At 68.1% G+C, this 21048-nt stretch carries 25 protein-coding genes; 11 read left to right on the top strand and 14 right to left on the bottom strand.

What is annotated here, in order from left to right:
• Positions 1-11 precede the first annotated feature (11 nt).
• From ACW5IY_RS00670 to ACW5IY_RS00655, 4 genes are all read left to right on the top strand, one after another.
• Positions 12-341 (top strand): ArsR/SmtB family transcription factor, encoded by a 330-nt coding sequence (locus ACW5IY_RS00670; RefSeq protein WP_049435427.1) that lies wholly within the window; start codon positions 12-14, stop codon positions 339-341.
• 37 nt (positions 342-378) lie between these two features.
• Positions 379-882, top strand: coding sequence for an arsenate reductase ArsC (locus ACW5IY_RS00665; RefSeq protein WP_049435425.1), 504 nt, complete (start codon positions 379-381; stop codon positions 880-882).
• Positions 883-895: 13 nt separating this feature from the next.
• Positions 896-1927 (top strand): ACR3 family arsenite efflux transporter, encoded by a 1032-nt coding sequence (gene arsB, locus ACW5IY_RS00660; RefSeq protein WP_049435424.1) that lies wholly within the window; start codon positions 896-898, stop codon positions 1925-1927.
• A 504-nt stretch (positions 1928-2431) separates the two neighbouring features.
• Entirely contained in the window at positions 2432-2806 is a 375-nt protein-coding gene (locus ACW5IY_RS00655; protein ID WP_100049975.1) for a hypothetical protein, read from the top strand.
• Between the two features lie 60 nt (positions 2807-2866).
• Here the strand turns inward: ACW5IY_RS00655 and ACW5IY_RS00650 are convergent, their stop codons facing one another.
• The gene (locus ACW5IY_RS00650; protein WP_049435423.1) at positions 2867-3541 is read right to left on the bottom strand and encodes an Ivy family c-type lysozyme inhibitor; all 675 of its coding nucleotides are present in this window, start codon (positions 3539-3541) and stop codon (positions 2867-2869) included.
• A 135-nt stretch (positions 3542-3676) separates the two neighbouring features.
• Here ACW5IY_RS00650 and ACW5IY_RS00645 point away from each other — a divergent pair, with 135 nt between their 5' ends.
• Positions 3677-4129: a nuclear transport factor 2 family protein gene (locus ACW5IY_RS00645; RefSeq protein WP_049435422.1), complete on the top strand. Its 453-nt coding sequence runs from the start codon at positions 3677-3679 to the stop codon at positions 4127-4129.
• 142 nt (positions 4130-4271) lie between these two features.
• Here the strand turns inward: ACW5IY_RS00645 and ACW5IY_RS00640 are convergent, their stop codons facing one another.
• The 5 genes from ACW5IY_RS00640 to ACW5IY_RS00620 form a co-directional block, all read right to left on the bottom strand.
• A complete protein-coding gene (locus ACW5IY_RS00640; RefSeq protein WP_010487166.1) occupies positions 4272-5297 on the bottom strand; it encodes an NAD(P)H-dependent glycerol-3-phosphate dehydrogenase in 1026 nt (341 codons plus the stop codon).
• A 20-nt stretch (positions 5298-5317) separates the two neighbouring features.
• Complete coding sequence (secB, locus tag ACW5IY_RS00635) at positions 5318-5836, bottom strand: protein-export chaperone SecB (RefSeq protein ID WP_004153553.1); 519 nt, start codon at positions 5834-5836, stop codon at positions 5318-5320.
• 99 nt (positions 5837-5935) lie between these two features.
• Positions 5936-6373 carry a rhodanese-like domain-containing protein gene (locus ACW5IY_RS00630; RefSeq protein WP_049435420.1) on the bottom strand — a complete coding sequence of 146 codons (438 nt, stop codon included), beginning with the start codon at positions 6371-6373 and terminating at the stop codon, positions 5936-5938.
• Positions 6374-6430: 57 nt separating this feature from the next.
• Positions 6431-6856, bottom strand: coding sequence for a hypothetical protein (locus tag ACW5IY_RS00625; RefSeq protein WP_019338209.1), 426 nt, complete (start codon positions 6854-6856; stop codon positions 6431-6433).
• Positions 6857-6888: 32 nt separating this feature from the next.
• Complete coding sequence (locus tag ACW5IY_RS00620) at positions 6889-7356, bottom strand: YiiD C-terminal domain-containing protein (RefSeq protein WP_049435418.1); 468 nt, start codon at positions 7354-7356, stop codon at positions 6889-6891.
• Positions 7357-7391: 35 nt separating this feature from the next.
• Between ACW5IY_RS00620 and ACW5IY_RS00615 the strand changes: the two genes are divergently transcribed.
• The 3 genes from ACW5IY_RS00615 to ACW5IY_RS00605 all read left to right on the top strand — a co-directional run bounded on the left by ACW5IY_RS00615 (position 7392) and on the right by ACW5IY_RS00605 (position 10585).
• Entirely contained in the window at positions 7392-8201 is an 810-nt protein-coding gene (locus ACW5IY_RS00615) for a uroporphyrinogen-III synthase (protein WP_049435416.1), read from the top strand.
• Positions 8202-8305: 104 nt separating this feature from the next.
• The gene (locus ACW5IY_RS00610; protein ID WP_049435414.1) at positions 8306-9283 is read left to right on the top strand and encodes a uroporphyrinogen-III C-methyltransferase; all 978 of its coding nucleotides are present in this window, start codon (positions 8306-8308) and stop codon (positions 9281-9283) included.
• A 6-nt stretch (positions 9284-9289) separates the two neighbouring features.
• Entirely contained in the window at positions 9290-10585 is a 1296-nt protein-coding gene (locus ACW5IY_RS00605) for a heme biosynthesis HemY N-terminal domain-containing protein (protein WP_049435412.1), read from the top strand.
• A gap of 141 nt (positions 10586-10726) precedes the next feature.
• On the opposite strand, the gene ACW5IY_RS00600 is transcribed toward ACW5IY_RS00605, so the two are convergent.
• The gene (locus ACW5IY_RS00600; RefSeq protein WP_029550824.1) at positions 10727-12022 is read right to left on the bottom strand and encodes an acetyl-CoA C-acetyltransferase; all 1296 of its coding nucleotides are present in this window, start codon (positions 12020-12022) and stop codon (positions 10727-10729) included.
• Positions 12023-12115: 93 nt separating this feature from the next.
• Between ACW5IY_RS00600 and ACW5IY_RS00595 the strand changes: the two genes are divergently transcribed.
• On the top strand, positions 12116-13003 hold the full coding sequence (locus ACW5IY_RS00595; RefSeq protein ID WP_049435410.1) for a hypothetical protein: 888 nt from the start codon (positions 12116-12118) through the stop codon (positions 13001-13003).
• A 212-nt stretch (positions 13004-13215) separates the two neighbouring features.
• Here ACW5IY_RS00595 and ACW5IY_RS00590 read toward each other — a convergent pair whose 3' ends face one another.
• The 4 genes from ACW5IY_RS00590 to ACW5IY_RS00575 all read right to left on the bottom strand — a co-directional run bounded on the left by ACW5IY_RS00590 (position 13216) and on the right by ACW5IY_RS00575 (position 17039).
• Positions 13216-13842, bottom strand: coding sequence for a superoxide dismutase family protein (locus tag ACW5IY_RS00590; protein WP_049435408.1), 627 nt, complete (start codon positions 13840-13842; stop codon positions 13216-13218).
• Between the two features lie 31 nt (positions 13843-13873).
• The gene (locus ACW5IY_RS00585; protein ID WP_049435407.1) at positions 13874-14443 is read right to left on the bottom strand and encodes a superoxide dismutase family protein; all 570 of its coding nucleotides are present in this window, start codon (positions 14441-14443) and stop codon (positions 13874-13876) included.
• A 93-nt stretch (positions 14444-14536) separates the two neighbouring features.
• On the bottom strand, positions 14537-15985 hold the full coding sequence (ntrC, locus tag ACW5IY_RS00580) for a nitrogen regulation protein NR(I) (protein ID WP_049435406.1): 1449 nt from the start codon (positions 15983-15985) through the stop codon (positions 14537-14539).
• Positions 15978-17039, bottom strand: coding sequence for a two-component system sensor histidine kinase NtrB (locus tag ACW5IY_RS00575; RefSeq protein WP_049435405.1), 1062 nt, complete (start codon positions 17037-17039; stop codon positions 15978-15980). Before ACW5IY_RS00575 ends, ntrC begins: the two co-directional genes overlap by 8 nt.
• 135 nt (positions 17040-17174) lie before the next feature.
• On the opposite strand from ACW5IY_RS00575, the gene ACW5IY_RS00570 reads away from it, so the two are divergent.
• Positions 17175-17456 carry a type II toxin-antitoxin system RelE/ParE family toxin gene (locus ACW5IY_RS00570; RefSeq protein ID WP_088023182.1) on the top strand — a complete coding sequence of 94 codons (282 nt, stop codon included), beginning with the start codon at positions 17175-17177 and terminating at the stop codon, positions 17454-17456.
• Between the two features lie 13 nt (positions 17457-17469).
• The gene (locus ACW5IY_RS00565; protein WP_049435404.1) at positions 17470-17766 is read left to right on the top strand and encodes a HigA family addiction module antitoxin; all 297 of its coding nucleotides are present in this window, start codon (positions 17470-17472) and stop codon (positions 17764-17766) included.
• A gap of 63 nt (positions 17767-17829) precedes the next feature.
• Here ACW5IY_RS00565 and ACW5IY_RS00560 read toward each other — a convergent pair whose 3' ends face one another.
• The 3 genes from ACW5IY_RS00560 to ACW5IY_RS00550 form a co-directional block, all read right to left on the bottom strand.
• Positions 17830-18144 carry a hypothetical protein gene (locus ACW5IY_RS00560; protein WP_049435403.1) on the bottom strand — a complete coding sequence of 105 codons (315 nt, stop codon included), beginning with the start codon at positions 18142-18144 and terminating at the stop codon, positions 17830-17832.
• 84 nt (positions 18145-18228) lie between these two features.
• Complete coding sequence (gene mltA / locus ACW5IY_RS00555) at positions 18229-19404, bottom strand: MltA domain-containing protein (protein ID WP_049435402.1); 1176 nt, start codon at positions 19402-19404, stop codon at positions 18229-18231.
• Positions 19405-19470: 66 nt separating this feature from the next.
• A complete protein-coding gene (locus ACW5IY_RS00550; protein WP_029550661.1) occupies positions 19471-20979 on the bottom strand; it encodes an alpha/beta hydrolase in 1509 nt (502 codons plus the stop codon).
• Positions 20980-21048 lie beyond the last annotated feature (69 nt).

Genomic DNA, 21048 nt, shown 5'->3' with positions numbered 1-21048 from the left:
ATTCTAGAAATATGGAAACGTTGAATGCAATCGCCGCCCTCACCGCCCTCGGCCATGCCACCCGCCTGGCTGCCTTCCGCCTGCTGGTGGAGGCTGGCCCGGCAGGGCGCATGGCGGGCGACATCGCCACGGCCCTGCAGGTGCCCCCAGCCACGCTCAGCTTCCACCTGAAGGAGCTGGTGCAGGCCGGGCTGGTGGAGAGCGAAAGCCAGGGCCGCCATGTCTGCTATCGGGCCAACTTCGGCGCCATGAACGGCTTGATCGAGTACCTGACGCACAACTGCTGCGCGGGCTCGCCGGACGCTGAGTGCGCACCCGCAGCACCTGCGTGCAAGTGCTGACACCGCATACGACCTTCCCCATCGAAGCGATTGCCCCATGACCCGTTCTGTCCTGTTCCTCTGTACCGGCAACAGTGCCCGCAGCGTGCTTGCCGAAGCCACCCTGCGCGCCTGGGACGGCGATCGCTTCACCGCCTTCAGTGCCGGCAGCCAGCCCACCGGCCAGGTCAATCCGTTCGCACTGGCGCAGCTGCAGGCCGAAGGGATGCCCATTGAAGGGCTGCGCAGCAAGTCGTGGGATGAGTTCGTGGATGCAGCCCCGATGGACCTGGTCATCACCGTATGCGACTCAGCCGCAGCGGAGGCCTGCCCGGTGGTGTTCGGTGATTTCATCCGCGGCCACTGGGGCCTGCCCGATCCGGCGGCCGTAGCGGGTAGCGATGCCGACAAGGCCGCAGCATTCGCGCAGGCCCATGCCATCGTGAAGCTGCGACTGCGTGCATTGCTCGCGCTGCCCGAATCGGTGTGGTCCGACCGCTCGGCGCTGCAGCAGGCGCTGGACCGGATCGGCCGGCTGCTGCCGACCGACGGCGCGCAGTGACGGTGCCACTGCCATGAGCCTGTTCGAGCGACACCTGACCCTGTGGGTTGTGCTGTGCATTGCGGCTGGCACCCTGCTGGGCCACGTCCTGCCCGGCGCTTTTGCCGCGCTGGCATCCGCAGAGATCGCCAAGGTCAACCTGCCGGTTGCGGTACTGATCTGGCTGATGATCATCCCGATGCTGCTGAAGGTCGACTTCACTGCGATGCGCCAGTTGCAGCAGCACTGGAAGGGCATCGGCGTAACGCTGTTCATCAACTGGGCGGTCAAGCCATTCTCGATGGCACTGCTGGGCTGGCTGTTCCTGCGCCATGCCTTCGCCGACTGGTTGCCCGCAGCACAGATCGACAGCTACATCGCCGGGCTGATCCTGCTGGCGGCCGCGCCCTGCACCGCCATGGTGTTCGTGTGGAGCAACCTGTGCCGTGGCGATGCCAACTTCACCCTGAGCCAGGTGGCGTTGAACGACGCGATCATGGTGGTTGCCTACGCGCCGGTGGTTGCACTGCTGCTGGGCCTGTCGGCGATCACCGTGCCGTGGGATACGCTGCTGCTGTCGGTGGGCCTCTACATCGTGGCGCCGGTGCTGGTGGCTGCGTTGCTGCGGCGCTGGATCCTGATGCGTCGTGGCGAGGCAGCGTTGCAGCGGGTGCTTCGCAAGCTTGGGCCCGTCTCGCTGTGTGCGCTGCTGCTCACACTGGTCCTGCTGTTCGGCTTCCAGGGCCAGCAGATCGTGAAGCAGCCGCTGGTGATCGCACTGATTGCGGTGCCGATCCTGATCCAGGTCTATTTCACCTCGGGCCTGGCCTATCTGCTCAACCGTCGCCTGGGCGTGGCACATTGCGTGGCCGGCCCTTCAGCACTGATTGGCGCCAGCAATTTCTTCGAACTGGCGGTGGCGACAGCGGTGGGGCTATTCGGCGTGCAGTCGGGGGCTGCGCTGGCCACAGTCGTCGGCGTGCTGATCGAAGTGCCAGTGATGCTGTCTGTGGTGCGGATCGTGAATCGTACCCAGGGCTGGTATGAGAGGCGCGGGGAGCGCTGACAGACCAGGCGCGCGGCCAGCGTGGTCCTGCGGTGTCGATGTCCGATCCGACGTGCCGCTGTCGTTATTGCCTTGGTGATGCAGCCCCACGCCACACCCTCAACTTCGATCCGTGTCGCATATTGCCAAAGCCGCTGCGGCCATTGCGGCGCCTCGATCTGCGGCTACTTAACAACATGCAAGAATGCTGAAAGCGTCTTCGATCGAACGCTGTTTGCAACTTGTCTGATTGGCGTTGCGCAGCGACGGCGGTACAGATGACGTGCCACCGGAAAAGGGTGGCCGGGACTCGAAAACCCGTCAGATCACGAACGTTGTTTTGCGCTTGCCGGCCGGCGTCACCTTGTGTGGCGCCGGTCGGTAATCCGTCTGCCGGCCATGGCGGGCGGAGCGTGGAGGCCTTGCGCCTGCCGGTCTTGTTCGTGATCTCCCGGTTTTCGAGCCACGTCTCCGCCCGCCACCTTTGCGTGGCGGCTGCCGTCTGTCCTGCACGGAGCCCTTGCCATGAGCACACCCGAATCCTCCCGCCTGCGCGCGCAGTACGTGCCCGCCAACGCGGACGCGCCCTCGGAAACACCGCACCCGCACGATCCGCACGGTTTCATCGCCACGCTCGACCGCATCGGCAAGGGCGCGGCCGCCGACGGCCAGCCCTGGCCCGAACGTCATCAGATGCCAGGGCGCCGCATGGCGCTGGCCGACGCGGACTGTGCGTTGGCCGGGCTGCGCGTGGCGCTGGAAATGCTGCTGGCTGCCGAGCGCGTGCGCCAGAACGGACCCGACGAGGAGTACGTGGGCGACCGCGTGATGGAGGGCCTGATGATGGCCAGCCTGTCGCTGGCCGCACAGGTCAGCGCGCGCATGCGGCCGGAAGGGTAATACGGGGAGCAACGCTCACTGCAGCACCGGGCACGGCCCGGCGCTGCGGAGCGCGCCACATCACTCGCAGAGCGCGCTGTCTTCCTTCAACGCGGCATCCTGCAGTGGCTGGCGCTGTTCGATCTGCGCACGCTGTTCCGCCGTCGGCTCGCCCAGCCACCACACACGGCAGCGCGCGGTAAGACGGCCGACCAGCTTCGACTGATCGGGCGAGTACAACATCGCCAACGCGGTGCCGGGGCAATCGTGGGCCTGGCAGGCGGTGTAGAACCACCACGGCTCGCCCTGCAGCACCAGCAGCTCGCCAGGGCCGCTGGGTCCGCTCAACAGGCGCTTGCGCAGCGACGGAATGTCCTTGTCGGTGGATTCGGCGTCCTGCGTGCCCTTCATCAGCGCATCGAACGCGGCCAGCACCTTCGGGTCCTTGCGGCCGCAGTCGTCCACGGTGTTGCCGCCGACCAGGGTGAAGAAATGGGTCGCCAGCGGGTTGTCCTTGCAGGTGAGTTCGCCGCCAGCACTCGGGTCTTCCGGTTCGCCTTCGTTGTCCCACACAGCGGGATCCACGCCTTCTTCGATGGACGGTTCCTTCTCGACCACGGTGGCCGTGGCGGCCGGTGCTTCGGTGGTCGGCGCTGTCGCCGCAGCAGGTGCAGTCTCACCAGTCTTCTCCGGTGCCTGTCCGCAGGCTGCCAGCAGCGCGGCCATCATCGCCATCCCTGTGATTCGCATCTTCATCGCGTGTCCTTGTCTGATCTGCGCTGCATCCGCCGAATTGGCGGCCGCGTGATTCTAACCAGCACCGCGCTAGGATGCGTTCGTAGCTTCCCGTCATCGCCTGGAGCCGGACGCATGCGCCGTACACCACTCGCCATGATCTTCTGCAGTGCCCTGCTGCTGGCAACGCCCGCAATGGCGTTCGGAGCTGAAGGCTCGACGCCTGCGCGCCTGCCCGATACCCCCCTGCCCGCACCGCTGGATCGCGTACTGCGCGACTACGAGCAGGCGTGGCGCACCGGTGATGCCAAGGCACTGGCTGCGCTGTTCGCCGAAGATGGCTTTGTGCTGCAGAGCAACCAGCCGCCGGTGCGCGGCCGCAGCGCGATCGAGGCCGCGTATGCCGGCCAGGGCAGCAGTCCGTTACGGCTGCGTGCGTTGGCGTATGCGGTGGAGGGGAATACGGGCTACATCATCGGTGCGTACAGCTACGGCAACAACGTGGGCGATACCGGCAAGTTCACGCTCACGCTGAAGCGTGAGGGGAATGGGCCGTGGATGATCTTCTCGGACATGGACAACAGCAACGCGCGGCCGCGCGCGCGGTGATGAATGCCGCCGGGCATGGCCCGGCGCTACCGGGCGCCAACCAAGGTTGGCAGCTACCAGAAGCGGGTTCCGTCCTAGATCCACGCTATGCGTGGATGGGGCGCGCACAAAAAACCCCGGCGCGTGGCCGGGGTTTTTCGATTCACTTGAACAGCGTGTCCGGGTACTCCGGTTTCTGTTCCCGCGCCAGCAGCGCGCGCAGTCCTTCTTCCGGTGTCTGCTCGCCGTGCAGCACGGCACGCACGCGGTCGGAGATCGGCAGGTCGATGCCATGGCGGCGTGCCTGTCGCATCACTTCGTCGGCGGTCTGCACCGACTCGACCACCTGGCCGATTTCGCGCACGGCATCCTGCAGCGTCTGGCCACGGCCCAGGGCCAGGCCCAGGCGGCGGTTGCGCGACAGGTCGCCGGTGCAGGTCAGCACCAGGTCGCCCAGGCCCGCCAGGCCCATCAGCGTTTCCGGCTTGGCACCGATGGCAGCGGCCAGGCGCAGCATCTCGTTGAGGCCACGGGTGATCAGGCCGGCACGGGCGTTCAGGCCCAACTGCATGCCATCGGCCACGCCGGTGGCCACGGCCAGCACGTTCTTCATCGCACCGCCCAGCTCGGCACCGACCATGTCGTCGCCGGTGTAGGCGCGGAACGCTGGGCCATGCATCGCTTCGGCCACCGTCTGCGCGAACTCGGGCACGTCGCCGTGCACGGTGATCGCGGTCGGCAGGCCCTGGGTCACTTCCTTGGCGAACGACGGTCCGGTGACGACGGCCAGCGGCACGTCCTCGCCCAGCACTTCGCGCGCCACTTCATGCAGGAAGCGGCCCGAACCGGGCTCGAAGCCCTTGGTGGCCCAAGCCACGCCGGCACCGGCCGGACGCAGCGGCGCCAGCGCACGCACGGTTTCACCGAAGGCGTGCGACGGGGTCACCACCAGGATCCAGGCCGCGCCCTCCACCGCCGACGCCAGGTCGGTGGTGGCACGCAGGCTGTCCGGCAGCGGGATGCCCGGCAGGTAACGCGGGTTCTCGTGGCGCTGGTCGATGGCTTCGACCACGGCAGCGTCGCGCCCCCACAGCACGGTCGGGTGACCGTGCCGTGCGAGCAGGCTGGCCAGCGCGGTTCCCCAGGAACCGGCGCCAAGCACGGCGATCTTGTCAGCGGGAGTGCTCATCCGTGACGTCGCGGCAGGAATCAGGCGTTGCCAGCCGGCTCGGAGTCAGCCAGCGACGGTGCGTCGCCCTGCTCCTGGCGCTGGCGCAGGGTTTCTGCGTACAGGCCTTCGAAGTTGATCGGCTGCAGGAAGAACGGCGGGAAGCCGCCGGCCTGGATCAGGTCGCTGACCAGCTGGCGCACGTACGGGAACAGGATGTTCGGGCACTGGGTGCCGAGCAGCACGTCGATCGACTGCGGGTCCAGGCCGACCAGGCCGAACACGCCGGCCTGCTTCACTTCGGCCACGTAGGCGGTGCGCTCACCGGCCTGGCAGGTCAGGGTCACGGCCAGCACGACTTCGAAGGCGTTCTCACCCAGGCGCTGCACCTGCTGGTTCAGGTTCAGCTGCAGCTCCGGCTGCACCTGGTCATTGAAGATGGTCGGAGCGTTCGGCGACTCGAAGGAGACGTCCTTGACGTAGATCTTCTCGACGGTGAAAGCGGGGCCGGTGGCGGCATCGACCGGCGCAGCGGCGCCGTTGGTGATCTCTTCGGACATTTCCAGTAACTCCAATGAATGCAATGAAAACGATGGTCGAACCACTGCGATGGGGGCGGGATCAGGCCCATACAAGGCCGGATCCGCCACCTGCGGCAATCAGTTGCGGCCCTTGACCAGCGGCAGCTCGGCCTGCTGCCAGGCGGGAATGCCGCCGTCGAGCACGTAGACCTTCTCGAAACCGGCCTTCTTCAGCGCCTTGGCGGCGGTTTCCGAAGCGTTGCCGCTGCGGCACACCAGCACCACCGACGACTGCTTGGCGTTGGCCACCAGCTTGTTGTCCGGGCCGAAGGCACTGGCCTGGGCGTTGCGGCTGCCGGCAATGTGGCCCTTCTCGAAGTCACCGCTGGCCGACAGGTCGACCACCACCGTGCCGCCCGCGTTCATCAGCTGGGTCAGTTCGGCGGGCTTGATGCCCTTGAAGCCCCGGAACAGGCGGCGGATCTCGGTGACGATGATGGCCACGGTCAGGCCGACCAGGGCCGCGGACAGCATCGGGTTTCGGCCTGCAAAGGCCAGCAACTCTTCGTAATTCACTCAGGTCACGGGTCGATTAAGCGGGCGCCGATTGTCGCACAAGCCGGACGCGGCCCGTCACTGCCCCTTCCACAGGTCCGGCAGGCCGGCCGTCTGCCACCAGCGCTTGGCCTCGGCATCCCAGCGCCAGCGCTCGACCACCACCACGGTGCGTTCGGCCTGGGTGTTCTGGTTGATCACCCCGATTTCGACCCGGCGCTCGACCAGGCCACCGTCCAGCGAGGCGCTGCTGCGCTCGCGGTAGGACGACACGCGCAGCTGCGCGTAGCGGTTGAGCTCGAACTCGGTGGGCGGCTTTTCCTTGCGCAGCTTGGGGTCCAGATAGCCGATCGCATCGTCCATGCTGCCCCAGCGGATGGTGGCGCCGTAGGCGATCTGGGTCTCTTCCAGCAGCTTGCGCTGCTTGCGGCTGAGGTCGTCGGCCGACGCTACGGCGCTGACCAGCAGCAGGGAACACATCAGGAACTGGATGAGGCGGCGCATCGGTGGTTTCCCCAGAACGTCAGCCTGCCATCCTACCCTTTGGCGAAGGCAACGAAGCGACCGCTGAACTCGGCGGCGGGCTTGCCATCGGCACCGGGCTGGGTGGCGATGATGCTGATGCGGGCTTTGCGGCGCTGCCGGAAGGTGTTCAGGAAAGCGTCCCAGCCGGTGGCTTCGGCCGCTTCGGCGTGGGCGTGCAGGTCTTCGTAGACCGGCGCCAGGTAGTGCAGGTTGCTGTCGGCCACGTAGACCTCGGCATCGTGGCCGGCCAGGCGCAGGCGCAGGCTGACCAGTGCCCAGCCCGACAGGGTCAGCACCGAGGCCAGGCTGCCACCGAAGGCGTTGCCCTTGTCGTTGACGTTGGCGGCCAGCGGCGCGGTGATGCGCAGCACGCCATCGGCATAGCCGTCGAGCTGGATCTGCATGGCGCGGACCGCCGGCATGCAGTCCAGCACGTCCTGCAGGGCGGCCAGCGAGGAAGTCAGAGCATCAACGGACATCGGAGCAGAGACCACGACAACGAAGGGCCCGCATAATGCAGGCAATGGCCGACCATACGATACCCACTGGCGCCGCCGGTTCCGAGCCGGGCTGGACCTTCATTTCGCTGCGACCGCAGGGCCAGAATTCCGCGCTGCGCCGCGCCGTTGCTGGGCTGGGCGGGCATGTGGTGGCCCTGCCGCCCTGGCGCCTGCAGCGCCTGAACGGCACGCCAGTGGTGCGTCAGCTGCAACGCGCGCTGAACTGCGATCGGGTGGTGTTCACCAGCCCGGCCGCCGTTACCGCGGCCGCCACCCTGCTGCCACTGGCCGAGGCGCAACGCAGCCCGTGGCTGACCGTGGGCGAAGGCACCGCGCGCGCGCTGCGGGCGCAGGGCGTCGCCGAGGTACATGCACCGCAGCGGATGGACAGCGAGGGCCTGCTGGCGCTGCCGGTGCTGGCCGAGGTGCAGGGCCTGCGCATCGGACTGGTCACCGCCCCCGGCGGGCGCGGCCTGATTGCTGCACACCTGCAGGCCGCCGGCGCCACGATCGAACGTGCCGATGTCTATCAGCGCTACCTGCTGCGCCTGTCGCCCCGCACGCTGGCTCGATTGGCGTATTCAGCGCAGCCGTGGGTGCTGGCGGTCAGCAGTGGTGAGGCGTTGCTGCATTTCTGGCAGCAGCTTCCGCCGGCATTGCAGCAACGCTTTCAGGCACACGCCACCGTGGTCGTGGCCAGCGAACGGCTCGGCGAACAGGCGCACGCATTGGGGCTGCAACGCGTGGTGCGCGCGGCCGGGCCCACCACGGCACAACTGGTGGCCGCTGCACACGCCACGCTCACCGTCCCGGCAGCGACCTGAACAGGGACGTGAGTCACGCTTGCCGCTGTGGTCGGCAACAGTGATGCTGTGCACAACGCGGCCTGCCGGAACCTGACCGGCGACGTTGCCGACAAGGAAGCCCCATGAACGAGACTCCGCCCGTTTCCCCGCCCCGTCGACCCGTGCGCTGGCTGTTGCCGCTGGCCGGGGTGGTCGTGCTTGGCGTGGGCGGCTATGCCGGCTGGTACGTCTGGCAACAGCAACAGCACGAACAGGAAGCGCAGGCACAGACCACGGCCGTGCAGCTGCAGGGCCTACAGGCGACGCTGGATGCATTGCGCCGCGACCAGCGCGCGACCAGCCAGCGCCTGCAGGATGCGGCGACCACCAACCGCGTGCTGCGCGACGAGATGCTGGGCCTTTCGCAGCGCAGTGCATTGCTGGAAGAGAACCTGGCCAAGCTGGCCGACAGCGCCAACCAGGGCCGCCAGGCGGTACAGCGCGATGAGGCCGAGCTGCTGTTGACCCAGGCGGCACAGCGACTGAACTACGCCGACGACGTGGAAGGCGCACGCCGCCTGTATGCACAGGCCGCTACCGCGTTGGCCGATCTGCCCGACAGTGACGGACTGAATCTGCGCCAGGCCCTGGTGCAGGAGCGCGATGCACTGGATTCCCTTGGTGCCGGCCCGCGCGCGCAATCGCTGCAGCGCCTGGATGGCCTGGCCAAAGCCCTGCAGGGCCTGCCCTCGCAGGTAGCAGGCGGCAGCGCGCCCGGCGCCGGCAAGCCCTGGTGGCAGGCCACGCTGGCCCCGTTCGTGGACATCAGCCCCAGCCGCCAGAACGGTCCGCTGACGGCCGCCGAGCGCCGCAATGCAGACGATGCACTGCAACTGGAACTGACCCTGGCGCGCGCCGCGATCGAACGTGGCGACCGCACCGGCCGCGATACTGCGCTGGCACGCGTGGAGCATTGGGCGCAACGGCGCTGGCCGGATTCACCGGCCCTGCGCGCGCAACGTGCTGAACTGAAAGCCTTGCGCGAACTTCCGCTGCAGGCCAGCAACGCCGTTCTTGGCAGCACCCTGCAGCAACTGCGCACCCAGACCGACCGGAGGTAACCCCGCATGAAACCCCTGCAATCCCTGGTCGTGCTGTTGCTGGCCGTGGCCATCGGCGTGGTTGCCGCGCAATGGCTCGGCGCCGATGACCTCAACCGCTTCGGCGAAGTGACCCTGCGCTACGGCGGCTACGACTACCACAGCAACCTGCCCAAGGTGGCGCTGCTGTCGGTGATCGCGGTGCTGGTACTGTGGCTGCTGTGGAGCCTGATCGCTGCACCGTTCCGCGCCTGGGGCCGCTACCGCCGCAAGCAGGGCCGGGTGCGCCTGATCGACGGCCTGCAGGCCTATGAGCACGGCCAGTGGCAGCGTGCCGAGAAGCTGCTGGACGGCGCCGCCAAGGATCCGGAAGTGAGCGCGGTGGCGCTGGCCAACGCCGTGCGCAGTGCGCAGGCGCGTGCCGACGGCCCCGCCGGTGAAGCGCTGCTGCAGCGCCTGGGCGAAAGCGATGCCACCCTGCAGGCGCTGCTGCGCGCCGAACAGCTGCTGGCGCGCGATCTGCCGGTGGATGCGATCAACGCATTGGACGTGGCGGCGATCCAGCCGCTGCCGCCGCGCGGCCTGTGGCTGCGCACCGAAGCACTGGCACAGGCCGGCCGCGCCCACGAGGCGTACGGCCAGCTGGGTGCACTGCGGCAGAGCAAGGTGCTGCCGGCCGACGCCAACAGCGAACTGGAAGCACGCCTGGCCGCACAGGCGCTGCTGGAAGCGGCCGACGTCAACGCGCTGGCCGCGCAATGGGAAGCCACGCCGAAGGCGCTGCGCCCCACCCCGGACGTGGTTGGCGCCTATGCCAGCCGCGCGGTAGCCCTGAACTGGGACGAGCCGGCGCTGCTGGCGCTGGAACAGGCCCTGGACCATCGCTGGGACGACGAACTGGTGGCGCTGTATGGCCGCCTGCCGGCCGAGCGCCTGGCCACCCGCCAGAGCAACCTGGCGCGCTGGCGCAACGTGCATGACGAGTCGGCCGCGCTGCGCCTGGCACAGGGCCGCGTGGCCCTGGCCCAGCAGCAGTGGGATGCCGCCGATGCGTTCCTGCATGAGGCCATCGCCGTCGGCGCCGGTGCCCAGGCGTGGGAGGCACTGGGTGAGCTGTTCGCGCAGCGTGGCGAGCACGCGCTGGCCGCGCAGTGCCTGGCCAATGCGCTGCGACTGCAGCGCGGCGAGGACAGCGTGGAGCTGGTGCGCGGCATTGAGGCACCTGCACGTGCCACGGTGGAGGAGCAGCCGATCGCAGTGCAGCCGCCGGTGTATGACGCCAACGAAGAACGCGACGAATTCGGTAATCCGCGGTTGCCGTAAGCATGGCTGAGGTGTGCCGACCAACGGTCGGCACCCACCGGAGCAACCAACGAAAACGCCGCCCATCGGGCGGCGTTTTCAGTTCCAGGAGTGTCGGCCGGATCGTGCCGACCAACGGTCGGCACCCACCGATGGATGCGATCAGCGTTCGACGATCGCCACCACGCCCATGCCGCCGGCGGTGCAGATCGACACCAGCGCGCGGCCGCCGCCGCGTTCGGCCAGCTGCTTGGCGGCCGTAGCAATCACGCGGGCGCCGGTGGCGGCAAACGGATGGCCGGTGGCCAGCGACGAACCCAGCAGGTTGATCTTGTCCGGGTCGATGCGCCCCATCGGTGCATCCAGACCCAGGCGGTTGCGGCAGTAGTCCTCGCTCTCCCACGCACGCAGGGTGCACAGCACCTGCGCGGCGAAGGCTTCGTGGATCTCGTAGATGTCGAAGTCCTGCAGGGTCAGGCCATTGCGCTTGAGCATCTCCGGTACAGCCACGGTCGGTGCCATCAGCAGGCCCTCGCCATGCACGAAGTCCACCGCAGAGACATGCGCATCGCGCAGATAGGCCTGCGGCTCATGGCCGTGCGCACGTGCCCACTCTTCGCTGGCCAGCAGCACGGCGGCGGCGCCGTCGGTCAGCGGGGTGGAGTTGGCGGCGGTGAGCGTGCCACGGCCGGAGACCTTGTCGAAGGCCGGCTTCAGCGTGGCCAGCTTTTCCAGCGAGGTATCCGGGCGCAGGATGTTGTCGCGCTCGACGCCGCGGAACGGTGCGATCAGGTCGTTGAAGAAGCCACGCTCATAAGCGGCAGCCAGCTTCTTGTGCGACGACACCGCCCACTCGTCCTGCGAGTCGCGCGAGATGTTCCACTCCTTGGCCATGTCCTCGCAATGGTCACCCATGCTCTTGCCGGTGCGCGGCTCGGCCACGCCCGGGAACTCGGGCTTCAGTTCGGAGAACTTGAAGCCGGCGGTCAACGCGCGGATCTTGTCGCCGGTGCTCTTGGCACGGTTGGCAGCCAGCAGGCGCGCACGCAGCTTCTTGCCGTAGACGATCGGCACGTCGGACGTGGTATCGGAACCGCCGCCGATGCCCGATTCGATCTGGCCCAGCGCGATCTTGTTGGCAACGGTGATGATGCTGTCCAGCGAAGTACCACAGGCGCGCTGCAGGGTGATGCCCGGGGTCAGCGGCGACAGGCCGGAGGACAGCGTGGCTTCGCGGCCCAGGTTCCAGTCGCTGGAGTGCTTGATCACCGCACCCATCGCCACTTCACCGAGCTGCTGGCCGTGCAGGCCGAACCGTTCGACCAGCGCGCCCAGCGTACGGACCGACATGCCGAGGTTGCCGACATCCGAATACGCGGTGTTCTGGCGGCAGAACGGAATGCGGACGCCACCGAGGATGGCGACGGGACGAGCGTTGGGCATGGAGATACCTGGCATGGATGAGGGTGTCTGCAACATGGCCTGCACGACGGAGCAGGCATAATGGAGCCAAGTGTAGCTGCCGCCCTGTGATGGGCCAACCGTGGAACCATGAGCAAACCCGACCCCGCGATGAATGCCCTTGGCGTGCTGGCCCTGGAACTGGCCGGCGGCGAAATCCCCCGCCAGGCGGTACTCAGCGCCGAACAGGCCGGTGAACTGGCCGATCGCGTCGGCCGCGACCTGTCCAAGCTGGTGCCGCAGGTGGCCGAGCTGGATCTGGTGTTCGCCGCCGCCCATTTCGACCCGGCCGAAGTGCTGCGCCCGGGCTGGCCGATCCATCGCCGGCTGGAAGAACTGCAGATGCGTGCACCGGGCCGCAACCAGGGCCCGCGCCTGCTGGCCTTCGGTACCGACGCCCAGGGTGACGTGCCACTGCCGTTCCAGGCCGATGCCAGCCTGGTGGGCGGCGGCCTGCGTGTGGTGCCGTTCCTGCTGACCGGCAGTGACGTGGCCACCACCAATGCGGTGGCCGAGGCGCTGGAAGAGACGCTGCTGGCCAACGGCATGGCGCATGCCGACACCGCGTTGATGGCGCAGAACACCTTCGGTGCGCGCATCGAGCACGCGCGCTATTTCACCGTGAACGACCTGGCCGCGATGATGTCGATGCAGTACGACAACCAGGGCCTGGCCGCGCTGTGGCCGCTGATCGAGACCGCGATCATGGCGCCGGGTGAGGACGAGTGGCTCAACGCCGCACCCGAGCCGCTGCTGCGCTATACCCATGGCGAAGCACGCATGGCGCTGTTCGACCCGGCCGGCTGGTGCGCGCACTACGATCATGGCAAGAACGACTGCGACCGCCTGAAGGGCATCTACGAGCAGTTCCTGATGCGCCAGCGGCAGATGGCCGCCGTGCTGGAAGCACATGGCGTGCCGGTGTTGTTCGTGCACTGCGAGGCCGGGCAGGACGCGCGCGAGCTGCTGGCGCGCTGATCTGCGGATGCGCGCCGCCGGGTATGGCCCGGCGCTACCGTGCAATTGCGTTTCGCCGGGGCGCGACCGCCGTGCGTATTGCTGTAGAGCCGAGCCCATGCTCGGCTCAGGCCGCCGGAAGCACAGCCGAGCATGGGCTCGGCTCTACAGAAAGCGATGCAAATAAAAACGCCGGCTTGCGCCGGCGTTTTCCGTTTCCAGCAAAAGCGCCCTTACGGGGCCTTCTGGATCACCGCACATGCCAGGCGCGCGCCGGCGTTGCCGGTCGGCTGGGTCGTGTAGTCGTCCGCGTCGGCGTGGACGATCAGGCCGCGGCCGATGATGTCGAAGTCATCACCCTTGCCGATGTTGACGTTGCTCGACACCGGGCCGTCGATGGTGGCCACGCCCTTGTCGTCGGCCTTGATGTTGGGCATGTCGCCACCGTGATGCGGATCAGCGGACACACTGCCGTGATCCTGCTTGCCCGGGTTGAAGTGGCCACCGGCGCTCATGCCGTCCGGGGCGCTGCAGTCGCCCTTCTCGTGGATGTGGAAGCCGTGCTCGCTGCCCGGCTTCAGGCCGCTGATCTGGCCGGTCACGTGGACCTTGCCGTCAACCACCTTGAAGGTGACGCTGCCCTTGGTCTCGTTGCCCTGGGTCGGTGCCAGTTCGGCGGTGGCGGTGGCATCGGTGGCCGCTGCAGCGGCCGGCGCCGGCGTTGCGGCCGGTTCGGTGGTGGCGCCGTCGGCCGGTGCGGCCGGCGGGGTTTCAGCCTGCGGCGCGGCCGGCTGCTGGTTGCAGGCCGCCAGGCCCAGTGCAGCAATGGCTGCGAACAGCGACGTGTGGATCAAACGCATGGAATCTCTCCCTGGATGATGCCTGCAGTGATCAGCGGACAACCCGGATCACGCCACAGGCGATGCGGACGCCGGCATTGCCGGCGGGCTGGCTGCGATAGTCGTCGGCGTTGGCATGCACGACCAGTGCACGTCCGGCGATATCGGTGGCGGCGCCTCCGCCAAGGGTAACGCCCTTGAGGTGGATATCGACGTTGGCGCGGCCCTGGGCGTCGGCACGCAGATTGTCCATGTCGCCCAGGTGGTGCTTGCCGGTGCCGGCGCGGCCATGCGCAGCGCCACCGGGATTGAAGTGATTGCCGGCACTGCTGGCATCCACCGCGCTGCAGTCGCCGCGCTCATGGATGTGGAAGCCGGCCTGCTGCATCGGCTGCAGGCCACCGATCAGGCCGGTGATGTGGAGGCCACCGGGCTCCACCATCAGCGCGATGCGGCCACTGACGATACTGGCCGAGGCCGGCGAGAGATTGGCCTCACCCTGTTTCGCGGCGCTGACCACGGTCGGTGGCGGCGGGGTGGGCTCGGCCTTCTTCGGCGCACTGCCACAGGCAGACAGCAGCACGGCGGCGGACAACGGCAGGATGGCAAAGGACAGACGCATCGAAGACTCCTTGCAGGTGACACTACGGACGGCATCGTCCATGAACGATCAACGGTTCGGCAAGCGGGCGCGAGGATCGCGTGCAGGGACCGTTCAATGGCCCCCGCGGCGGCGGCCAGCGCCCAGTTTGCGGGTAAGGGTATTGCGGCCCAGGCCCAGGCGGGCAGCGGCTTCGGCACGACGGCCATGGGTGATCTGCAGCGCGGCCTCCAGCAGGGCATGGTCGACCCGCTCGCGCACCTGCGCGTGCAGCCCTTCCACGCCTTCGGCCAGCTGACGGCGTGCCCATTCGGCCAGCAGCGCTTCCCACTGGCCTGGATCGGCACCGCTGGTGCTGCTGCGACGGCCGCGCGTGCGGTTGAGCGCGGTATCGACGTCGGCCACGCCGATGGTGTCGGCGGCGGCCAACGCCGCCATCCGCCAGCACACGTTTTCCAGTTCGCGCACGTTGCCCGGCCAGTCGTGTTCGCGCAGCGCCTGCAGTGCGGCAGCGGTCAGGCGCTTCGGCGGCGTATCCAGCTTGCGTGCGGCGGCGGCCAGGAAGGTGCTGGCCAGTTGCGCGATGTCCTCGCGGCGCTCGCGCAGCGGCGGCAGCTGCAGGCGCACCACATCCAGGCGGTGCAGCAGGTCGGCACGGAACTTCCCCTGTGCAACCAGCCCTTCCAGATCCTGATGGGTGGCGGCAACCACGCGCACGTCGACGCGGATCAGTTCACGGCCACCCACGCGGAAGAACTCGCCCTGCGCCAGCACGCGCAGCAGGCGCGTCTGCAACGGCAACGGCATGTCGCCGATTTCATCAAGGAACAGGGTGCCGCCGTTGGCCTGCTCGAAGCGGCCGATATGGCGGCGCTGCGCGCCGGTGAAGGCACCAGCCTCGTGGCCGAACAACTCGCTTTCCAGCAGCTCTGACGGGATTGCAGCGGTATTGAGCGCGACGAACGGCCCCTGCGCGCGCGGCGATTCGCGATGCAGCGCATTGGCCACCAGTTCCTTGCCGGTGCCGGTCTCGCCGGTGATCAGCACCGCCAACGGCGCCTGTGCCAGGCGACCGATGGCGCGGAACAGCGCGCGCATCGGCGGGGTATCGCCCACCAGTTGCGGCGGCTGGTCGCTGTGCGTTTCGGCGGCAGGCGTGGGCGCGGCCAGTGCCGGTGCCACAGCCGGCAGCACGCGCTGTGCCAGCGCCACCGCATCGTCCAAATCAAACGGCTTGGACAGGAACTCATGCGCGCCACCGCGGAATGCCCCCGCCGTGCTGGCCACATCGGTGTAGGCGGACATCACCACCACCGGCAGCTGCGGCAGCGCGGCCTTGAGCTTGTCCAGCAGCACCAGGCCGTCGTCGCCGGGCATGCGTACATCGGTGAACAGCAACGCTGGCGGCGGGCCTTCGTTCAATGCCTGCAACGCGGGCGCAGCGCTGTCGAAATCGACGACCTGGTAGCCCGCCTCGCGCAGCGCGGTGCACAGCACGAAGCGCACGGCACGATCGTCATCGACCACCCAGATGCGCTGCGGGGACGAAGAAGACTCAGACATCGCGCGGGGCCTCCTCGGCCGGGGCGGCGCCACTGACGATCGGCAGCAGCAGGGTGAACACGGTATGGCCCGGGCGCGAGCGGTAGGTCAGCGTGCCACGATGCTCGCGCGCGACCTGCTGGGCCAGCGCCAGGCCCAGCCCGGTGCCTTCGGCGCGGCCACTCACCAAAGGCAGGAACAGGTGTTCGGCCAGTTCCTCGGGCACCCCACGGCCGTCGTCGGCGATCTCCAGGCGCAGCGCCAGCGTATGCAGCTGCTCGGCGATGCGCACGCCATGCTCCACGCGGGTGCGCAGGGTGATGCTGCCGGCACCGGCCTGGATCGCGTTGCGCACCAGGTTCCACACCGCCTGGGTGAGGCGGTCGGCGTCGCCATGGAATTCGGGAATGCTGGGGTCGTAGTCGCGCTGCAGGCGTACCGCCCAGCCGGCCTCGTTCTCGGCCAGGCGCAGCACGCGCTCCAGCGCGGCATGGATGTTCAGTTCGGCGTGCGGCGCCGCCGGGGCCGGCGACAGCAGCTGGTCGAGCAGGCCATTGAGGCGTTCGATCTCCGAGCCGATCAGTTCGATCAGCTCGCGTTCGCTGGCGTCGCGCTGGGCCGCGCGGCGGGCCAGCAGCTGGGCCGCGCCCTTCAGCCCGGCCAGCGGGTTGCGCAGCTCGTGGGCCAGCCCCTTCAGCGCTGCACTGAGCGCGCTGGGCAGGGCCTGGGTCGGGTCCAGCCCGGGGAATTCATCGACCGGATGCGCCTCCAGCAGCCAGCCGCCATCGTCGCGGCGGCTCATCCAGCCCTCGGCAAAGCGCGGGGCCTCGCCGGGCACCGCCAGCGCCAGCCGGTTCAGGCGCAGGCTGTCGCGCTCATCGCGGGCCAGGAAATGGGCCAGTGCCTCGCCCTGCACTTCCAGTGCGGCCAGCGGCCGGCCCAGCAGTCGCCGGACACTGACACCCAGCCAGCGGGCAAAGGCCGGATTGCAGCCGGCAATGCAGCCATCGGCCCCGGCCCAGGCCAGCGGCGTGCCGAGGGCATCGAGGGACGGCGGGGGTGCGGGGTCGGACATTGCACCAATGTAGTGCAAAACGCGGGTCCAGCATCAGATCGCATCGAATGCGTCGCCGTCGCGCCCGGGAATTACGCGCCACGCTTGCCGAGGGAATACTAACGCCTTACGATACTATCGCCACACGTTATCAATATGCCGATCCAATCATTTGCCTGCAAACGTACGCAGGCACTGTTTGAAGGTCATCGCGTGCAGAGATGGCACCACATTGAAGCTGCCGCGCTGCGAAAGCTGGCCATGCTCAATGTGGCAGCTGATCTGCGGGATCTGCGTTTGCCGCCAGCGAACAGACTGGAATCGCTGCATGGGGACCGGCGCGGCCAGTACAGCATCCGCATCAATGACCAGTTCCGGCTGTGCTTTGTCTGGTCTCGGGAAGGTCCTGCCGAGGTCGAAATTGTCGATTACCACTGAAGGAGTCGCGCGAGTGCGAACCGCCCCCTATCCCGCTCCCGGCGAGATCCTGTTGCATGAATTCCTGGAACCTCTGGGCATCACCCAATACCGGCTGGCCAAGGCAATTGGCGTCTCACAACGCCGTATCGGCGAGATCGTCTCCGGCGATCGCGCAGTCACTGCGGACACCGGGCTGCGCCTGTCCCGCTACTTCGGCGTTTCCGACAAGTTCTGGATCGGCCTGCAGGCCGACTTCGATGCCGCGATGACCAAGGAAAAGCTGGCCGACGTGCTTGCCCGGATTGAACCCTACAACACGGCTGCCTGAGCCTTGGCCCCGGGGTCAGAGCCCTTTCCCTGCGGAAAGGGATCCGAGCCCGGGCAGCCGGCGTTACACCGGGTAGCCGGTGGCTTCCCTGGCCTTCTTCCAGGCGCTTTCGAATTCGCGCGCGGAGATTTCGTCGTCCTCGTCGAAATCCAGGAACGACACCGGCTGGTCGGCCAGCAGGAAGCGGTCGTCGCTGTGGGCATGCTCGTCGGCCCAGACCATCTTGGTGCCGTAGATTTCCACCTGGCGCACGATCTTCTCGCCACGCGCTTCCATCAGCACGTTGCCCTTGCCCAGGCCCGATTCGGCCCAGTGCTTGTAGTACTTCTTTGCGGCGGATTTCGCGCCGGATTTTGCGTTGTGCTTTGCGTAGGTCATTGCAGAGGTCCTGGCCGCAGACGCGGCCGGAAAGTTCGGAATGGCGCCATTATCGCCCGACCTCGCAGCGCGCAGGTGAGCGCTTCATTGGGCCGGCGCCGGCAACGCCACGCCCTTCGGCCACAACATCCAGATGTTGCCCTTCTGCTTCATGTCGCCGGCCAGCTTGCCGGCGGCATCGCCGCTGCCCCAGTACAGGTCGGCGCGCACTTCACCGGCGATGGCACCGCCGGTGTCCTGCGCGGCCACCGGGCGCACCACCGGGCTGCCGTCCGGGCGCGTGGTGGACAGCCACAGCAGGCTGCCCAGCGGCACCACGCTGCGATCCACCGCCACGCTGTAGCCGGCGGTGAGCGGCACATTCAGTGAACCGCGTGGACCTTCCGGGCTGTCCGGGTTGCGCACGAAAAACACGTAGCTGGGATTGCTGCGCAGCAGTTCCGGCACGCGTGCGGGATTGGCTCGGGCCCAGGTGCGGATGGCGTCCATGGTGACGTCTTCCTTCTTCAGCTGGCCCTGGTCCACCAGCCAGCGACCGATGGCGCGGTACGGGTGGCCATTCTGTTCTGCATAGGCCAGCCGCACCTGCGTGCCATCGCCCAGTCGCACCCGGCCGGATCCCTGGATCTGCAGCAGCTGCAGGTCCATCGGATCAGTCAGCCAGGCCAGCACCGGCGCCTTGGCGCCCTTGGCCGCGATGGTACCGGCGTCGTCATAGGGCTTGAGCACCTTGCCTTCGACGCGCCCGCGCAAACGCTTGCCCTTCAGTTCCGGGTAGAGGCTCTCCAGCTGCACCACCACCAGATCATCGGGCGTGCCGTACACCGGCACCGTGGCAGTGGCCGTGCGGGTGAGGCTGCCGGGATAGATCGGTTCGTAGTAGCCGGTAATGAGCCCGTCGGCCTGGTGGCCGCCGGCACGCAGTGCATAGACATCCAAATCGCGCTGCAGGAACTGGCGGATCGCGGCAGGGTCCTTGTCCGCCACCGTCGCGGCGGTGGCGCAGGGTCTGGCCCAGACTGCATCGTTCTTCAGGCGGGTGCAGCTGCTGCGCCAGGCAACGAAGCCGGCCTGCAGATCGCTGTCGGAGACCGGCGGCAGTGCGCTCCATGCGACCTTGGCGTAGGTGGCCGCCGGCGGTGTGACTGCCGTCGGCACTTCGGATCCGGTACGGGGAGCGGTGGTGGAACAACCAGCAAGCACGGCAAGCGCAAGAAGACTCCAGCACGTGCGGTTGAAGGGGGCGATGAGGTCAGTCATTGCCCCAATGTAGTGCAATCGGGCGTGGCGCAGGACCGGGATCGCATCCTGCGCCACACGACGGCCTTATCGCTTGCCGCCCAGCGACTCACTGCTGTGGGTGGCGAACACCGGCGGCGGCACGTCCAGCACGGTGTCGCTCACGGCGCGGCCAGCGAGGAAGTCGACGATGTTGCGGGCGATGGCGGGGTTGCCGGTCCACAGCTCGTTGTGGTGGCTTGCATTGCGCACCAGCAGCGCGTGGCCGTTGCTGAACCCCGGCAGCAGTGCAGCGGCATTGGCCGGGGGCGTGCGTCCATCCAGCGTGCCGCTGATGAACAGCACCGGCACCTCACTGTGTAGCGGCCGGCGGAAGCCCTCACCCAGATCGGCCAGGCCGAGGCCTTCGCCGATGGCCGGGAAGGGGAAGTTCAGCCCGTCGCCGAACAGGCTCTGGCGTGCCTGTGCTTCGGCCAGCGCCCGGCGCTGCGGGCTCTGCCCGGAAGCAACGTCCATCGCCAGGCCCATGGCCGGGAACTGTGCGAACTGGGCGCGCCCGATCAGCACCAGATCTGCCAGCGGATCGTAGTTGCCGCGCTCGGCCTCGCGCAGCACCAACGGCAGCCATTGCTGGGTGATGCGCTGCCCCAGCATGTTGGCGATGACGATCTGCGCGTCGTACAGGCCGATGGTGACCTGCTTGCCCGCATGCATGTGGCTGCGGCCCTGCCGCGGCTGCTCACGCAGCGCTTGCAGCACGCGGGTGACCGATCCGGCGAGATCGTCGAAGCCGTCTTTGCGCGCAAGCACTGTCAGCTCCTGCAGCAGCGCGTCGCTGCTCAGCGGCAGCTTCAGCGTATCGTCGGGCCCTTCGGACCCCATCAGCACCACGCGCTCCAGACCGGCACCATGCAGGCGTACCGTGGCCAAGGCCAGATGGGTGCCGTAGCTCATGCCCCACAGGCTGATCTTCGGCACGTCCAGCGCGCGCCGCAGGTCGTCGAGGTCACCGGCACTCTCGGCCGTGGTGTAAGCGCCGAGATCGACGCCGGCCTGACGCCAGAACGCTACACACTTCGCCGCCGTGGCCTGCACTGCGGCCAGGGCCGTATCGCGCTGCAGGGGTTGGGCGTCGTCGAAACGTGTTTCATGCGGACATTCCGGCGGCGGCTCGGACTGGCCGGCGCCGCGCTGGTCGAGCAGCAGCACGTCGGATTCGCGCCGCACCTGGTCGAACACAGGCCAGCGCGGACCCCGTGCAGTGTCGATACCGGAACCACCCGGACCACCCGCCAGGTAGACCACCGGTGCCGCGCGGCCATTGCCGGCCGTCGCGCGCAGGCGCACCACCTTCAGGTGCAGGCGCGGACCGTCCGGCTCGCTGTGCCGACGCGGCACCTCCAGCGTGGCGATCTCGGCGGGAATATCGCCATGGCCCTTGGTCTGCAGTGTGTAGGGCTCGAATGTCAGCGCCGCCGGACTGGCCTGCGCGGGAAGGGCCGCGGCCAGGGCCAGGCAGAGCACGGCGAGGGTGGCAGCCACGACAGGGCGACGAACCTGGAAACGGCCGGCGGAGGTAGAGGCGCTGCGGGTCATGTTGGGCTCCGATGGAAGGATGTGCACCGCCAGCATCTGCTCCCTCGCCGCGCTGCGGGCGCGTCCATC

The organism is Stenotrophomonas sp. C-A (genome assembly GCF_054030835.1).
This window is presented reverse-complemented; position numbering and strand designations above follow the sequence as displayed.

Coding starts and splice junctions, on each gene's coding strand:
- ACW5IY_RS00605 (WP_049435412.1), top strand. CDS start 9,290: ATGAAACCCCTGCAATCCCTGGTCGTGCTGTTGCTGGCCGTGGCCATC.
- secB (WP_004153553.1), bottom strand. CDS start 5,836: ATGTCCGAAGAGATCACCAACGGCGCCGCTGCGCCGGTCGATGCCGCC.
- ACW5IY_RS00655 (WP_100049975.1), top strand. CDS start 2,432: ATGAGCACACCCGAATCCTCCCGCCTGCGCGCGCAGTACGTGCCCGCC.
- arsB (WP_049435424.1), top strand. CDS start 896: ATGAGCCTGTTCGAGCGACACCTGACCCTGTGGGTTGTGCTGTGCATT.
- ACW5IY_RS00670 (WP_049435427.1), top strand. CDS start 12: ATGGAAACGTTGAATGCAATCGCCGCCCTCACCGCCCTCGGCCATGCC.
- ACW5IY_RS00590 (WP_049435408.1), bottom strand. CDS start 13,842: ATGCGTTTGATCCACACGTCGCTGTTCGCAGCCATTGCTGCACTGGGC.
- ACW5IY_RS00595 (WP_049435410.1), top strand. CDS start 12,116: ATGAGCAAACCCGACCCCGCGATGAATGCCCTTGGCGTGCTGGCCCTG.
- ACW5IY_RS00640 (WP_010487166.1), bottom strand. CDS start 5,297: ATGAGCACTCCCGCTGACAAGATCGCCGTGCTTGGCGCCGGTTCCTGG.
- ACW5IY_RS00575 (WP_049435405.1), bottom strand. CDS start 17,039: ATGTCCGACCCCGCACCCCCGCCGTCCCTCGATGCCCTCGGCACGCCG.
- ACW5IY_RS00585 (WP_049435407.1), bottom strand. CDS start 14,443: ATGCGTCTGTCCTTTGCCATCCTGCCGTTGTCCGCCGCCGTGCTGCTG.
- mltA (WP_049435402.1), bottom strand. CDS start 19,404: ATGACTGACCTCATCGCCCCCTTCAACCGCACGTGCTGGAGTCTTCTT.
- ACW5IY_RS00625 (WP_019338209.1), bottom strand. CDS start 6,856: ATGCGCCGCCTCATCCAGTTCCTGATGTGTTCCCTGCTGCTGGTCAGC.
- ACW5IY_RS00665 (WP_049435425.1), top strand. CDS start 379: ATGACCCGTTCTGTCCTGTTCCTCTGTACCGGCAACAGTGCCCGCAGC.
- ACW5IY_RS00570 (WP_088023182.1), top strand. CDS start 17,175: ATGCCGATCCAATCATTTGCCTGCAAACGTACGCAGGCACTGTTTGAA.
- ACW5IY_RS00600 (WP_029550824.1), bottom strand. CDS start 12,022: ATGCCAGGTATCTCCATGCCCAACGCTCGTCCCGTCGCCATCCTCGGT.
- ACW5IY_RS00620 (WP_049435418.1), bottom strand. CDS start 7,356: ATGTCCGTTGATGCTCTGACTTCCTCGCTGGCCGCCCTGCAGGACGTG.
- ACW5IY_RS00610 (WP_049435414.1), top strand. CDS start 8,306: ATGAACGAGACTCCGCCCGTTTCCCCGCCCCGTCGACCCGTGCGCTGG.
- ACW5IY_RS00650 (WP_049435423.1), bottom strand. CDS start 3,541: ATGAAGATGCGAATCACAGGGATGGCGATGATGGCCGCGCTGCTGGCA.
- ntrC (WP_049435406.1), bottom strand. CDS start 15,985: ATGTCTGAGTCTTCTTCGTCCCCGCAGCGCATCTGGGTGGTCGATGAC.
- ACW5IY_RS00550 (WP_029550661.1), bottom strand. CDS start 20,979: ATGACCCGCAGCGCCTCTACCTCCGCCGGCCGTTTCCAGGTTCGTCGC.
- ACW5IY_RS00560 (WP_049435403.1), bottom strand. CDS start 18,144: ATGACCTACGCAAAGCACAACGCAAAATCCGGCGCGAAATCCGCCGCA.
- ACW5IY_RS00615 (WP_049435416.1), top strand. CDS start 7,392: ATGCAGGCAATGGCCGACCATACGATACCCACTGGCGCCGCCGGTTCC.
- ACW5IY_RS00645 (WP_049435422.1), top strand. CDS start 3,677: ATGATCTTCTGCAGTGCCCTGCTGCTGGCAACGCCCGCAATGGCGTTC.